This is a genomic window from Aquabacterium sp. A3, assembly GCF_038069945.1.
Classification (GTDB): domain Bacteria; phylum Pseudomonadota; class Gammaproteobacteria; order Burkholderiales; family Burkholderiaceae_C; genus Aquabacterium.
Window position 1 is genome coordinate 128,334 of sequence record NZ_JBBPEV010000002.1, and the last position, 13,273, is coordinate 141,606.

The 13,273-nt window shown below is 68.1% G+C and carries 13 protein-coding genes; 10 read left to right on the forward strand and 3 right to left on the reverse strand.

Going from position 1 to position 13,273, the window contains the following annotated elements:
* Nucleotides 1–4: 4 nt before the first annotated feature.
* From WNB94_RS09785 to WNB94_RS09815, 7 genes are all read left to right on the forward strand, one after another.
* Nucleotides 5–781, forward strand: a complete 777-nt coding sequence (locus WNB94_RS09785; RefSeq protein WP_341390155.1) for an ABC transporter permease — start codon at nt 5–7, stop codon at nt 779–781.
* 343 nt (nt 782–1,124) lie between these two features.
* Nucleotides 1,125–1,931, forward strand: a complete 807-nt coding sequence (locus tag WNB94_RS09790) for an ABC transporter ATP-binding protein (RefSeq protein WP_341390157.1) — start codon at nt 1,125–1,127, stop codon at nt 1,929–1,931.
* A 15-nt stretch (nt 1,932–1,946) separates the two neighbouring features.
* Entirely contained in the window at nt 1,947–3,542 is a 1,596-nt protein-coding gene (locus tag WNB94_RS09795; protein ID WP_341390158.1) for an ABC transporter ATP-binding protein, read from the forward strand.
* On the forward strand, nt 3,539–4,216 hold the full coding sequence (locus WNB94_RS09800; protein ID WP_341390160.1) for a cysteine hydrolase family protein: 678 nt from the start codon (nt 3,539–3,541) through the stop codon (nt 4,214–4,216). The genes WNB94_RS09795 and WNB94_RS09800 overlap by 4 nt, the downstream gene beginning before the upstream one ends.
* On the forward strand, nt 4,213–6,126 hold the full coding sequence (gene atzF, locus WNB94_RS09805) for an allophanate hydrolase (RefSeq protein ID WP_341390161.1): 1,914 nt from the start codon (nt 4,213–4,215) through the stop codon (nt 6,124–6,126). Before WNB94_RS09800 ends, atzF begins: the two co-directional genes overlap by 4 nt.
* Nucleotides 6,123–6,533, forward strand: a complete 411-nt coding sequence (gene hpxZ / locus WNB94_RS09810; RefSeq protein WP_341390162.1) for an oxalurate catabolism protein HpxZ — start codon at nt 6,123–6,125, stop codon at nt 6,531–6,533. The genes atzF and hpxZ overlap by 4 nt, the downstream gene beginning before the upstream one ends.
* 6 nt (nt 6,534–6,539) lie before the next feature.
* Complete coding sequence (locus WNB94_RS09815; RefSeq protein ID WP_341390164.1) at nt 6,540–7,253, forward strand: GntR family transcriptional regulator; 714 nt, start codon at nt 6,540–6,542, stop codon at nt 7,251–7,253.
* A gap of 38 nt (nt 7,254–7,291) precedes the next feature.
* On the opposite strand, the gene WNB94_RS09820 is transcribed toward WNB94_RS09815, so the two are convergent.
* Both WNB94_RS09820 and WNB94_RS09825 read right to left on the reverse strand, forming a co-directional pair.
* Complete coding sequence (locus WNB94_RS09820; protein ID WP_341390165.1) at nt 7,292–8,530, reverse strand: FIST signal transduction protein; 1,239 nt, start codon at nt 8,528–8,530, stop codon at nt 7,292–7,294.
* Nucleotides 8,531–8,544: 14 nt separating this feature from the next.
* Nucleotides 8,545–9,339 (reverse strand): PhaM family polyhydroxyalkanoate granule multifunctional regulatory protein, encoded by a 795-nt coding sequence (locus WNB94_RS09825; protein WP_341390166.1) that lies wholly within the window; start codon nt 9,337–9,339, stop codon nt 8,545–8,547.
* A gap of 67 nt (nt 9,340–9,406) precedes the next feature.
* Here WNB94_RS09825 and WNB94_RS09830 point away from each other — a divergent pair, with 67 nt between their 5' ends.
* Together WNB94_RS09830 and WNB94_RS09835 are read left to right on the forward strand one after the other, a co-directional pair.
* Nucleotides 9,407–10,993 (forward strand): alkaline phosphatase D family protein, encoded by a 1,587-nt coding sequence (locus tag WNB94_RS09830; protein WP_341390167.1) that lies wholly within the window; start codon nt 9,407–9,409, stop codon nt 10,991–10,993.
* A gap of 48 nt (nt 10,994–11,041) precedes the next feature.
* A complete protein-coding gene (locus tag WNB94_RS09835; protein ID WP_341390169.1) occupies nt 11,042–11,647 on the forward strand; it encodes a TetR/AcrR family transcriptional regulator in 606 nt (201 codons plus the stop codon).
* A 45-nt stretch (nt 11,648–11,692) separates the two neighbouring features.
* Here the strand turns inward: WNB94_RS09835 and WNB94_RS09840 are convergent, their stop codons facing one another.
* Nucleotides 11,693–12,265 carry an HNH endonuclease gene (locus WNB94_RS09840; protein ID WP_341390171.1) on the reverse strand — a complete coding sequence of 191 codons (573 nt, stop codon included), beginning with the start codon at nt 12,263–12,265 and terminating at the stop codon, nt 11,693–11,695.
* Between the two features lie 258 nt (nt 12,266–12,523).
* Here WNB94_RS09840 and WNB94_RS09845 point away from each other — a divergent pair, with 258 nt between their 5' ends.
* A complete protein-coding gene (locus WNB94_RS09845) occupies nt 12,524–13,273 on the forward strand; it encodes a TetR/AcrR family transcriptional regulator (RefSeq protein WP_445819064.1) in 750 nt (249 codons plus the stop codon).

Sequence of the window (13,273 nt, forward strand, 5' to 3'; positions counted from 1 at the left end):
CGCCATGAACAAGCTCCTGGACCGCCTGTTCGACCCCCGCCTGCTGCCCTTGGTGGGGCCCCTCTTGTTGTTCGGCATCTGGGAGCTGGTGATCACCACCAAGCTCATCCGCCCGGTGTTGTTGCCCCCGCCAGCCGAAACGCTGGCCCACCTGTGGAGCGTGATGGTCAGCGGCGACATCGCCGAAGACTTCCTGGCCACGGTGTACCGCACGCTGGTGTCCTTCGGCATCGCAGTGGCCATCGGGGTGCCGGTGGGCGTGATGCTGGGCTCGTCGGTCAACGCCTACCGCAGCGTCGAGTTCCTGGTGGACTTCTTCCGCTCCACGCCGTCGTCGGCGCTGATTCCCTTGTTCATGCTGATCTTTGGCATCTCGGACAGCAACAAGATTGCGATTGCGGCGTTTGCGGCGGTGTTGCTGGTGTTGTTCAACAGCGCCTATGGGGTGATGAACGCCAAGAAGACCCGCGTGATGGCCGCCCAGATCATGGGGGTGAGCAAGTGGCATGTGTTCAAGGACGTGATGCTGATGGAGAGCCTGGCACAAACCTTCGTGGGCTTGCGCACCGGGGTGTCCATGGCGCTGGTGATCGTGATCGTGGCCGAGATGTTCATCGGCTCCGAGAACGGCCTGGGCCACCGCATCATCGATGCGCAGCAGGTGTTCAACGTCAAGGACATGTACACCTCGATCCTGATCACGGGCGCCCTGGGTTACCTGCTGAACCTGATGTTCTTGCTGATCGAGAAGCGCATCGTGCACTGGAGTGGCAAAGCATGAGTGTGGATATTGCTTTCAGAAGTGTGTCTCGCGCTTGGCAGCGCGGGTGCCCAACTTCGCTCATGTCCCCCGGCCGGGCTGCGCCCGACCTCCTCCTTTACTTCGCTGCGTTGGGCACCCGCGCTGCCAAGCCTGCACCGCTCTGGAAGCTGGGTGGGGGGGTGAGTGGGGAACCGGTGCACGCCACCCTAGGAGGATCAGGTGGGTGGGGTGCACGGCGGAGCGAAGTAAAGGAGGAGGCACGCGCACCGCGCGTGACGGGGGACATGAGCGCAGTCGTGTACCCCACCCGCCTGAGCCGGCCCAAGGCGCCCAAAGCGTCGAACACCTGAAAGACAAAGCCATGAACGCCGTCCTCACCCCCACCACAGACCACACCGCCGCCAGCGCCCACAAGCGCCCCCACGTCACCGTGCGCGGCCTGCACAAATCCTTCGCCGGCGCACCGCTGTACACCGACTTCAACCTCGATCTGCCGCGCGGCAAGATCGTCTCCATCTTCGGCCCCAATGGCTGTGGCAAGTCCACCCTGATGAACATGATCGCCGGCCTCATCCCGCTGGACCAAGGCGAGATCCTCTTTGACGGCAAAACGCTCAAGGACACGAAGATCGGTTACGTGTTTCAGAACTACCGCGACGCCCTGTTTCCGTGGATCACCGCGCGCGACAACATCGCCTATCCCCTGCGCCGCCAGGGCATGAAAGAAGCCGAGGTGCAGGCCCGGGTGGACGAGCTCATCCAGCTCTTCGAGATCCGCTTCGACCTCAGTCGCTACCCGTATGAACTCTCGGGCGGCCAGCAGCAAACCGTGTGCATCATGCGCTCGCTGGCCCCGCGTCCCGAGATCATGTTCCTGGATGAGCCCTTCTCGGCGCTCGATTTCGAGATGACGCTGTTCATCCGCGAGAAGCTGCAAGAGGCGCATGTGGCCACGGGCACCACCATGGTCATCGTCTCGCATGACCTGGAAGACGCCGTGTTCCTGGCCGACGAGATCCTCTTGCTCACGCGCCGGCCCACACGCATCGCCGAGATCGTGCCCTTCAACCTGCCGCGCCCGCGCATCCCCGAGACGATGGCCGATCCGGAGTTCGTGCGGGTCAAGAGCCGCACGCTGGAGGTCTTCCGCCGCGAGATGAAAGCCTGACCGGAGCCCTGGACCATGACCGCACCGCTCGACCCCGCCCTGCAGCCCCCCCGCAAAACCGGGGCCCTGGCCCTGTCCACCTACAACCTGACCAAGCGCTTTGGCAGCTTCACGGCGCTGGATGGCGTGTCCATCGACGTGCGGCCAGGCACCGTGCACGCCCTGCTGGGCGAAAACGGCGCGGGCAAGAGCACCCTGGTCAAGGCCATCGTGGGCTACCACCTGCCGGACGATGGTGCGGTGCTGATCGACGGGCGCGAGCAGGCCATCACCTCCCCGGTGGTGGCGCGGCAACTGGGCATCGGCATGGTCTACCAGCACTTCACCGTGGTGCCGGGCATGACGGTGGCCGAGAACCTGCTGCTGGCCAAGGGCACCTTGCCGGCCGTCATCCCCTGGAAGCAGGTGCGCGCCGAGCTGGAGGCCTTCCTGGCCACCACCCCCTTCAGGCTGGACCTCGATGCCCGTCCCGTGGACCTGTCGGCCGGCGAGAAGCAGAAGCTCGAGATCCTCAAGCAGCTCTACCTCAAGCCCCGCCTGCTGATCCTGGACGAGCCCACCTCGGTGCTGACGCCGCAAGAGGCCGACGAGGTGCTGGGGGCCTTGCGCGACCGTGCTCACGCGGGCGATGTCAGCGTCATCATGATTTCGCACAAGTTCCGCGAGGTGATGGAGGTGGCCGACGACGTGAGCGTGCTGCGCCGGGGCGCCTTGATGGGCAGCCACCGCGTGGCCGACACCAACCCCACCATGCTGGGCGCCGAGATGATGGGGCAGGGGGCGCAACAACAGGTGGCCAGCCCGGCCGGCCGCATGCCGCGAGAGCCTTTTCCCAGCGCGCCGGTGCGTTTGCGCATTGAGCAGCTGGAGGTGGCCGGCGACCGGGGCGAGATGGCCGTGCAGGGGCTGTCGGTTCAAGTGCGTGGCGGCGAGATCGTGGGCGTGGCCGGCGTGTCTGGCAATGGTCAGCGCGAGCTGATGGAGGCCTTGGTCGGCCAACGCGATCGTGCCGCCGGCGAGGTCTGGATCGCCGACGAGCGCTACCAGGCCCGCCGCGCGCAGAACCAGCGCCTGAACGTGCGCAGCCTGCCCGAGGAGCCCTTGCGCAACGCCTGCGTGGGCGACCTGAGCGTGGCCATGAACATCGGGCTGCGCCGCTTTGACCAGCCTCCGGCGGCGCGTGCCGGCTGGCTGCGTGGTGGGGTGCTGCGGGCGCAGGCCCGCGAGCTGATCGCGGCCTACAAGGTCAAGACCCAGGGCGAGAATGCGCCCATCCGATCCCTGTCGGGCGGCAATGTGCAGCGGGCGGTGCTGGCCCGCGAGCTCGATGGCCAGGTGGACGTGCTGCTGGTGTCCAACCCCGTCTTTGGCCTGGACTTTGCCGCTGTGGCCGAGATCCACAGCCGCATCATGGCCGTGCGCAATGCGGGCGGCGCGGTGCTGTTGCTCAGTGAAGACCTCGACGAGTTGCTCAAGCTGGCCGACCGCATCGTGGTGATGAGCGAGGGCCGCATCGTGCACGAGTGCATGGCCGACGAGGCCGACCGACACGTGCTGGGCACCTTCATGGGCGGACACCACCACGACGAACCCCAGCGGGAGGCCGCATGACCTGCACCGTGGCGGCACAGCCGTTTGATTACCGCTTCGATCCGGCGCACACCGCGCTGCTCATCATCGACATGCAGCGTGACTTTGTGGAGCCTGGCGGCTTCGGGGCGTCGCTGGGCAACGATGTGTCGCTGCTGCAGGCCATCATCCCCACGGTGCAGCGCGTGCTGCTGGCGTGGCGCGCCCTGGGCGGCCTGGTGGTGCACACGCGCGAGGCCCACCTGCCCGACCTGTCGGACTGCCCGCCCGCCAAGCGCGAGCGTGGCCAGCCCAGCCTGCGCATCGGCGATGTGGGCCCCATGGGGCGTGTGCTCATCCGGGGTGAGCCCGGTCACGCCATCGTGCCCGCCCTGGCGCCCGTCGAGGGCGAGATCGTCATCGACAAGCCTGGCAAAGGCGCCTTCTATGCCACCGGTCTGCACGAGACCTTGCAAGAACTGGGCATCACCCACTTGATCGTGATGGGGGTGACCACCGAAGTGTGTGTGCAGACCTCGATGCGCGAGGCCAACGACCGTGGCTACGAGTGCCTTTTGGTGGAAGATGGCACCGACAGTTACTTTCCCGAGTTCAAGGCGGCCACGCTGGCCATGATCCGCGCCCAGGGCGCCATCGTGGGCTGGACGGCGCCCAGTGCCTTGTTGCTGCAGGCTCTGCCTGCCCCCACACCATGACGGACACCTCTTTGACAGTTTCGGATGCACCTGCGCTGCCGCGCACCATTGAAGGCCTGCGTGCCGCCTACCGCGCCGGCCTCACACCCGCCCAGGTGCTGGCCAGGCTGCAGCGTGAATGGCAGGCCTTGCCCGCCGATGATGCGGCGTGGCTGGCCCGTGCCACCGAGGCCCAACTGCAGGCGCAGCTACAGACCCTGGAAGGGCAGTCGCCCGAGACCCTGCCGCTGTACGGCATCCCGTTTGCGGTGAAGGACAACATCGATGTGGCGGGCTGGGTCACCACCGCCGCCTGTCCCGACTTTGCCTACACCGCCACCGACACGGCCGAGGTGGTGCAGCGCCTGCAGCGTGCGGGCGCCATCCTGGTGGGCAAGACCAACCTCGATCAATTCGCCACGGGCCTGGTGGGCGTGCGTTCGCCTCATGGTGCACCGCGCAGCGTGTTCAGCGATGAGCACGTCAGTGGCGGCTCCAGCTCGGGTTCCGCCGTGGTCGTGGCGCGCGGCGAGGTGCCTTTTGCGCTGGGCACCGACACGGCCGGATCAGGCCGGGTGCCGGCGGGCTTCAACAACCTGGTCGGCCTCAAGCCCACGCCCAGCCGGGTGTCCACCCACGGGGTGCTGCCCGCCTGCCGCAGCCTGGATTGCGTCAGCGTGTTTGCCCTGACGGCGGGCGACGCCGCGCGGGTGCTGGCCGTGATCGACGGCCTGCGCGCCGACGAGCCCGCGTTCAACCCCCACAGCCCGGGCCCTGCCCAGCTGCCGGCGCGCCTGCGCGTGGGCGTGCCTGCACAGCCCGTGTGGGACGATCAAGGCACCGGGCTGGGCTACCCGGCGGCTTTCGCTGCAGCCTGTCAGTCGCTCGACACCCTGCGCGATGCACAGGGCCAGCCCTGGCCGGCCACCATCGTGCCCATCGACCTGGCGCCCTTCTTCGAGGTGGCCCGCCTGTTGTACGAGGGCCCCTGGGTGGCCGAGCGCCACGCCGCCATCGATGCGTTCATTCGCCGTCAACCCGAGGCGTTGCACCCGGTGGTGCGCGGCATCATCGAGCAGGCTTCACGCTACAGCGCCGTCGACACCTTCCAGGCCCAGTACCGGCTGCGCGCCCTGGCCAGCCAACTGGCCGCCGTGTGGCACGACATCGATGTGCTGATGGTGCCCACTGCACCCACTCACCCCACGGTGGACAGCGTGCTGGCCGAGCCGGTGCAGCGCAACGCCCTGCTGGGCACGTACACCAACTTCGTCAACCTGTTGGGTCTGAGCGCGCTGGCCATGCCGGCGGGTTTCACCCGCAGCGAGGGCAGTGCATCCCTGCCGTTTGGTGTCACCTTCATCGCGCCGGCGGGCCACGATGTGGCCTTGCTGAACCTGGGTGTGGCCTGGCAACAAGCGGCGGGCCACCTGAGCGCCTTGGGCGGTCGTCTGGGGGCGGCAACGCCCGACGAACTGGCCTGGCCTGCCGACCTGACGCTCAACGCCGAGCCCACCCTGGCCCTGGCCGTGGTGGGGGCCCACCTGGAGGGCATGCCCTTGCATGGGCAACTGGTGGAGCGCCGCGCCCGCCTGCTGATGGCCACGGCCACGGCGCCCCACTACCGCCTGTTCGCCTTGCCGGGCACCGTGCCGCCCAAGCCGGGCCTGGCGCGCCTGTCGCCCGATGACGACCCCGCCCTGGGCCACGCCATTGCGCTGGAGGTCTATGCCGTGCCCGCCTCCCAGGTGGGCTCGTTCCTGGCCCTGATCCCGCCGCCCCTGGGCCTGGGCTCGGTCGAGCTGGCCGACGGCCGCTGGGTCAAGGGCTTCATCTGTGAGCCCGCTGGCCTGGCCGGGGCCGAAGACATCAGTCATTTCGGTGGATGGCGTGCCTACATGCGCCACCGCCTGCAAGGAAGCGCCGCATGAGCATCACCCCCGACCAGATCCAGCGCCCCGAGGTGGTGGCCGAACTGCGCGCCCTGTTCGACGACTATGAAGCCGCCCTCATGGCCAACGACGTGCAGGCGCTCAATGACTTTTTCTGGTGCAGTCCGCAGGTCACGCGTTACGGCATCGCCGATCGGCAATGGGGGCATGATGAGTTGGTGGCCTACCGGGCCAGCGTGCCGCCACCGGACTTCACGCGTGAACTGCATGAGGTGCGCATCACCACCTTCGGCGCCGATATGGCCGTGGCGATGTGTGAATTCACCCGCAGCGACACGGCCTTGCGTGGTTTCCAGACCCAAACCTGGGTTCGCTTGCCGACAGGATGGAAAATCGTGTCTGCCCATGTCAGCATGCTGCCCTGGCCTTCTTCTTGCTCGCCCTGAGTCACCATGAAACTGGTCTCGCCTGCCCCCGCCACCGCCTTGCCAGCCGCCACCCTGGCCGAGCGCGTTTACGCCCAGATCAAGCAGCTGATCTTTGACTTTCAGCTGCTGCCAGGCGAGCGCTTCTCTGAAAGCGATCTGGCCAACCGGGTGCAGGTCAGCCGCACGCCCTTGCGCCAGGCCCTGCAGCGCCTGCAGCGCGAGGGCTTCTTGCTGGTCTTTCCCAAGAGCGGCTGGCAGGTGGCGCCGCTGGATTTCGACACCTTCGATCAGCTCTACGACCTGCGCGTGCTGCTGGAGGCGCACGCGGTGGCCCGGCTGTGCGAGATGGAGCAACGTCCCGGCCTGCAAGACCTGGCCGACACCTGGCTGGTGCCTGCCCATGAGCGCCAGACCGCGTTCGTGGCCGTCGACCGGCTGGACGAGGCCTTCCATACCGCGCTGGTGCGTGCCACAGGCAACCAGGAGATGGTGCGCGTGCATGAGGACATCACAGAGCGCATCCGCATCATCCGGCGCCTGGACTTCACCAAGGTGGCCCGCGTGGAGGCCACCTACGACGAACACGCCCGCATCCTGCGCGCGATCACACGCCGACGCACTGACGAGGCCCAGCGCCTGCTGCGCGCCCACATCGAACAAAGCAAGCTCGAGGTGCGCCACATCACCATCGACACGCTGTACCAGGCCCGTCAGCGCATCGCGAGCAGCCAGGCCTGAGCCGCTGGGAGCCGCTGGGAGCCGCTGGCGGGCGGGGCTCAAGCCCCGAACACCGTCAGCACGCCCGTGTAGCCATACAGGTGATGCCGGGCGATTTCGCCGCCGGCAAAAAAGCCCACCAGGGGGATGTCGCCCAGCGCGTGGCTGAGGATTTCCATCTCGGCATGGGGCGCGCCAAAGTAGCGGCCACCTCGGCCTGCGCAGCTGATGTAGACCGCCCCCACCGGCGCACTGCCGGGGTGCTCTTGCGGATCAAACTCTTCCCTGATCTCGGCACAGATGCGCACCAGGTCCTGACGGGCGGCGGCCACATGCCGTTGTCCGAAGGCCAGGCGCATGCCCGTCTCCACCTGGTCGGCCAGGGCGATGCCATGGCGTTGCGGATCCAGGCCGATGAGGTGGCGCATGCGGGTGTCGTCGCCAAAGTGCCGTCCGTGGCTCATCAGTTCGGTGTCGGCGTCGCTCAAGCCCGCCAGCGTGGCCCGCACCTTGGGCAGGGCTTCGAGGTGCCAATCGGCTTGTTCGGGGCCCGGCAGCCCCAGGTCGTTGAGCAGGCAGCGCAGGGCCGGGCGGCCGTCCAGCTCGTAGACCACGTGGCGGTCACAGCCGGTGATCGTGCGGGGTGGCCCCACCGGGGTGCAGCCCTGGGTCACCCTGGACACCAGCCGCACCCGGGCATCGAAGGCCACGCCCGACACGCCGCCGTGCCACAGCCCGCTGTGGTCGGCGCCCTCGGGGGCTGGCGACGGCGGTGGTGGCCCACCGTCGGTGGCGACGTGCCAGCGCGCGGGATCGCCCACACTCAGGCCGCCGAACAACTGCCCGGTGGCGGTGCGTTGCGCCAGCTCGTGCAGCAAGTCTTGCAGGTCGGGGGTTTGCCCGTCGGCGTGCACCTGAACCGCCTGGGGCATGAAGCCGCTCAGCCGGGGCAGGGGTTGGCGGCCATGGAACACCCGAAAGTCGCCGGCAGGCAGGTTGCACAGCATCACGGCCAGCGCGGGCTCTTCGAGGTACTCCACCCCCGTGGCCAGCACGCCGGCACCCACCGCACCCACCCAGGCCACCTGGGGCAGGCGGGTGCGCAGCCCGTGCACGATGTGCTCCAGGCCATCGGCCAGCTCATCGGTCACATAACACCAGCCCAGCGTGGCCCCCATGTGCTCGGCCCCCTGCGAGGCCAGCTGCGCCCAGACCAGCTCCAGCGCCAGCTCGGGGTGCGGATGGGTGCCGTGGGCCTGCAGAAACCGCAGGCCGATGGCGTGAGAGGGGGCGCCCATGACCATGCGTGCGGTCAGTCCGAGGCGCCGCCCGAGGCCTTGCCCCCCCGGGTGGTGCGCGGTGACGAGGCCCCTTTGGCGCGGGGCTTGGCGGTGGTTTTGGGCGCCGCACGGGTGGCCCCGGCAGACGAGGTCTTGCGTGCGCTACTGGATGAGCCCGCGCGGCGGACGCCCTTGGGCGGGCTCATCGGCATCACCTGGGGTGCCTGGGCGGCCTGAGCGGCCAGGTGGGTGAATTGCTGGGTCAGCGTGTCCCACCAGCGCATGGGGTTGATGAGGTCGCTCTGTGCAGCCTGTGCCGCCTGGGCGCTCTGGTCAGCCTCACCGGGGCCAGCGTCCTCGGCCTGCTCGGCGGGAGCCTCCGGCGTTGGCTGGGCAGGCGCTGCCGCCGCCGTGTTGCGCGCCTTCAAGGCGTCGCGCAAGGCATCCATCGACACGTTCATGCCCTGCAGGGTGCTCAAGGTCATCTTTTGCACCTCCAGCCCCTGGATCGTCATGGCGATCATGCGTGCGTTCTGCTCCAGCCAGAACTGCACCGTGCGCAGATCCTGGATGCGCTTGTCCAGCTCCTGCGGGTCCATGGTGGGCAGGCTCCAGCCCCCCATGGTGCCCAGGTTGCCCAGCGGCTTGCCGGACGCCGCCTGACCAGCCGCCGCCGCGGCCTGGCCGCCCATGCTCGGCATGGCGTTGCCCGCGGCTTTCAGCCACTCCTGGAAGAGGTCCATGCCGGCGGCCCCCATGTTGGCGAAGGCCTCGGAGGCTTGTGCGGCGGCTTGTTGCGGGTCGGCTTGCGAAGAACGGCTGCTCATGGCGAACTCCTGTGCGGTGTGTCCATTGTGCGCCAAGGTGTGCAGGCAACGCATAATCGGCGCCTTCATGCAACGACGTGCCTTTTTTCGACAACTCAGCCGGGTCGCGGCCCTGGGCGCCTGGCAGCAGTGGTTGTCAGCGCGGGCGCTGGCCCAGACCCTGGACGCCCAGCCCTGGCCAGCCCCGGCCGAGGTCTTTTCTCTGGGGGTGGCCAGCGGCGAGCCGCGCGCCGACAGCGTGGTGCTCTGGACCCGCCTGGCCCCTCAACCCCTGCAGCCCGATGGCGGCATGCCCGCCCGTGCCGTGCTGGTGCGCTGGGCCGTGGCGCACGACGACCGCTTTCAGCGCATCGTGCAGCAAGGTGAGGTCATGGCCTCGCCCGAGGCGGCCCACAGCGTGCACGTGCTGGTGCAGGGCCTGGCCCCCGAGCGCGAATACCACTACCGGTTCGAGACCGGCGGACAGCGCAGCACCGTGGGCCGCACCCGCACTGCGCCGCCCGGTGACGCACAGCCCTCGCGCCTGAGGCTGGCCCTGGCCTCGTGCCAGCACTACGAGCAAGGGCACTTCACCGCCCACCGAGAGATCGCCCGCGCCGATGTTGACCTCGTGCTCTTCGCCGGTGATTACATCTACACCAACCACAAGCCGGGCTACCAGCGCGTGCGCGATCACCTGCACGACATGCCGGCCGCCCGCACCCTGGCCGACTACCGCATCCACCACGCCAGCTACAAGCTGGACGCCGACTTGCGGGCCTGCCATGCAGCCCATCCGTGGCTCCTGGTCTGGGACGACCACGAGGTGATGTCGGACCACTCGGCGCAGCGCGCCCCCGAGGTGGAGGACGCGCAAGCCTTTCTGGCGGTGCGCACCGCCGCGTACCGGGCGTATTTCGAACACCTGCCCGTGTCGCCACGTCGTGCACCGTCGGCCACGGGCATGCCCATGCATGACCGCTATGCCTGGGGCCGCCTGGCCGATCTCTGGACGCTGGACACCCGACAGTTTCGTGATGCGCCGCCGTGTCTGGACCGGATCGCGCCGCTGACCCGCAAGGTGCTGTGGCGCTGCGACGAAACCGATGACGCATCGCGCACCATGCTGGGCATGCCGCAGGAGTACTGGCTGGCCGAAGGCCTGGCGGGCAGCCTGGCCGACTGGAAGCTGGTGCTGCAAACCACGCAGATATCGCCCGCGCCGCTGCCGGTGCCGGGCACCCACGAGCTGTTGCAGTACGCCGACGGCTGGGACGCCTTTCCGGCCGCCCGCCGCCGGCTGATGGAGGCCATCGCCCAGCCGCGCGTACGCGATGTGGTGTTTCTGGGCGGTGACGTGCACCGCCATGTGGCCGCCAACCTCCGACTGAACCCGCTGGACGCCACCTCGCCCATCGTGGCCAGTGAGCTGGTGGCCTCGTCGGTCACCAGCCGGGGGCTCAGTGAGTGGTTGACCAGCGCCATCAGGCGCCGGCAGCCCGACATCCTGCACTGCCGCAGCGACCAGCGGGGCTACGCGCTGCTGGACCTCACGCCCGAGCGCCTGCGCTGCGAGTTCCGGGCCACGGCCCACCCGGTGCAGGCCGATGCGCGTTTTCACGTGCAGGCCCGCTACGAGATCGCGCGGGGGCGCCCCGGTCCGGTCAAGGTCTGACGCGTGACTGGCGTGTGCGTGCGCCATACCAGTCAGTACAATGAGGCCATGGCCCGCCTACCGTTCAAACAACAGGTTCTCAAAGCCCGCGAAGACGCGATCGTCGACGCGGTCAATCGCCTGCTGGCCGAAAAAGGTTTTGACCTGATGACGGTGGACGAGGTGGCCCACGAGGTGGGCATCGCCAAGGCCAGCCTGTACAAGCACTTCGACTCCAAAGAGTCGCTGGCGGCCGCGGCCATGAAGCGCCTGCTGGCGCGCGCGCTGGCGCAGCTGGAAGACATCGCCGCCCAACCGGGGCTGGACGCCCTGGCGCGCCTGAAGGCCGTGGCCCGCTGGACCATGGAGGTGCAACTGGCCGGCGAGATGCCCTCCTTGCCCGCGCAGAACTCCAGCCTGCGTGCGGCCCTGGTGGCCGACATGGACTACATGGGCCAGTTGATCGCTGTCAGCGAACGCCTGGGCACCTGGATCACCGAGGCGCAGTCGGCAGGTGGGCTCAGCACCGCCGTGCCGGCCGAGGTGGTGCTCTACACCCTGTTTGCCCGGGCCTGTGACCCCGTGCTGGGCGTGCTCAAAGCCGGCGGCCACCCCGATGCCCAGATCATCGACTGGGTGCTGGCCACCACCTTTGACGGCTTGGTGCAACGCTGACCTGCATTGGTCCCGGGCCGGTGGCGCGGGGGCTTCGGCCTTTGTTCAGCCCTTGTCCTGGCGACCGTGAAGCCGGCTGTGGGCCGGCACGCTGGCCAGCAAAAAATCCATCTGATCGGCCAGGATGCGGCGCCCCCGCAAGATCATGTCTTCATGCAGGCTGGGCACGTAGGGCAGGTAGTACAGCTGCCAGCCCAGCTCGTCCAGGGTGCGATTGCCTTTGCGGCCATTGCAGTTGCGGCAGGCCGTGATGCAGTTGGTCCATGAGTCGACCCCGCCTCGGGACGTGGGCACGATGTGCTCGCGGGTGAGGTCGTCCAGCGGGAAGCGGCCACCGCAGTACGCGCACACCTGGCGATCACGGGTGAACAGCTTGCTGTTGGACAGGCTGGGCGATTGACGCCAGGCGCGGCTGGGGATGGCGCCATTGACCGCGATGATGGGGTGCAGCTCCAGCCGCGAGGGCAGGCCCGTGCGCCGCTGGATGCCGCCACGCAGCACCATGCAGGCATCCCCCAGCGTCCAGGCGACGCTGTCGGTGGCATACAGGACCGCCGCTTCCTTGGCCGACAGCCAAGCCTGCGGACGGCCTGACACGTCGAGCTGCAGCACGTCCATGCACCCTCCTCATTCGGGTAACGGAATGCATACAGGATAGATCACCTTGTGTGACAGTCTCAAGCATCATCCCCTGGCCGACCCCACTTGAACGCGGTGTTCTTGCCACAGAACATGGCCGGGGGCGCCGAACCCCCCGGCGGCGTGACGGGCAGATGTCTCAAAAAAAACTTCTGGGGATTCACACAGACGCCTTCATTTTCTGCAAAATAGCACGACCGTTCGTTTTATTCGGAAGCCCATACCGTGTCTGCCCTCCTGCCCCATGACGCCAAACCCGCCGCCGAGGTGGTGCGCGAGCGTGGCCGCAGCGGTGCGCACAAAGGCCAGCAAACCCGGGCCACCATCCTGGAGGCGGCCTTGAACCTGGCCTCGCAGATGGGCATCGAGGGCTTGTCCATCGGCGCCCTGGCCGAGGTCACCGGCATGAGCAAGTCGGGGGTGTTTGCGCATTTCGGATCGCGGGAAGAGTTGCAGATCTCCGTGATCCGCGAGTACCACGAGCGGTTCGAAGAAGAGGTTTTCCGGCCCGCCATCCAGCAGCCTCGCGGCCTGCCGCGCTTGCGCGCGCTGTTCGATGGCTGGGTGGCCAAGGTGGCCACTGAAATCGACTCCGGCTGCATCTACATCAGTGGCGCGGTGGAGTTCGATGACCGTCCGGGCCCGGTGCGCGACGCGCTGGCCGGCATGGTGTTGTTGTGGCACGGGGCCCTTGACCGTGCCATCCGCATGGCGGTCGACCTGGGGCACCTGCGCCCCGAGACCGACCCGATGCAGATGTTGTTCGAGATCCATGGTCTGATCCTGTCCCTGCACCACGATGCGCGCTTTTTGCGTTCGGCAGGGGCGGTGGATCGGGCCCGGGTGGCCTTCGAGCGCGTGATCGCGTTTTATGCGACGCACGGCGAGAAGCCATCACCTGGAGAGGCCGTGCCCCCCGGCGCGGCCGACGTGACGCGGGCCTCTGGCCCCGGCGCGCCTGTTACGACCCCCCAAGGCCTGGCCTGA

What these genes read in the sequence shown, in the direction of transcription:
- WNB94_RS09785 (WP_341390155.1), top strand. Translation starts at nt 5, where the DNA reads ATGAACAAGCTCCTGGACCGCCTGTTCGACCCCCGCCTGCTGCCCTTG.
- WNB94_RS09790 (WP_341390157.1), top strand. Translation starts at nt 1,125, where the DNA reads ATGAACGCCGTCCTCACCCCCACCACAGACCACACCGCCGCCAGCGCC.
- WNB94_RS09795 (WP_341390158.1), top strand. Translation starts at nt 1,947, where the DNA reads ATGACCGCACCGCTCGACCCCGCCCTGCAGCCCCCCCGCAAAACCGGG.
- WNB94_RS09800 (WP_341390160.1), top strand. Translation starts at nt 3,539, where the DNA reads ATGACCTGCACCGTGGCGGCACAGCCGTTTGATTACCGCTTCGATCCG.
- atzF (WP_341390161.1), top strand. Translation starts at nt 4,213, where the DNA reads ATGACGGACACCTCTTTGACAGTTTCGGATGCACCTGCGCTGCCGCGC.
- hpxZ (WP_341390162.1), top strand. Translation starts at nt 6,123, where the DNA reads ATGAGCATCACCCCCGACCAGATCCAGCGCCCCGAGGTGGTGGCCGAA.
- WNB94_RS09815 (WP_341390164.1), top strand. Translation starts at nt 6,540, where the DNA reads ATGAAACTGGTCTCGCCTGCCCCCGCCACCGCCTTGCCAGCCGCCACC.
- WNB94_RS09820 (WP_341390165.1), bottom strand. Translation starts at nt 8,530, where the DNA reads ATGGGCGCCCCCTCTCACGCCATCGGCCTGCGGTTTCTGCAGGCCCAC.
- WNB94_RS09825 (WP_341390166.1), bottom strand. Translation starts at nt 9,339, where the DNA reads ATGAGCAGCCGTTCTTCGCAAGCCGACCCGCAACAAGCCGCCGCACAA.
- WNB94_RS09830 (WP_341390167.1), top strand. Translation starts at nt 9,407, where the DNA reads ATGCAACGACGTGCCTTTTTTCGACAACTCAGCCGGGTCGCGGCCCTG.
- WNB94_RS09835 (WP_341390169.1), top strand. Translation starts at nt 11,042, where the DNA reads ATGGCCCGCCTACCGTTCAAACAACAGGTTCTCAAAGCCCGCGAAGAC.
- WNB94_RS09840 (WP_341390171.1), bottom strand. Translation starts at nt 12,265, where the DNA reads ATGGACGTGCTGCAGCTCGACGTGTCAGGCCGTCCGCAGGCTTGGCTG.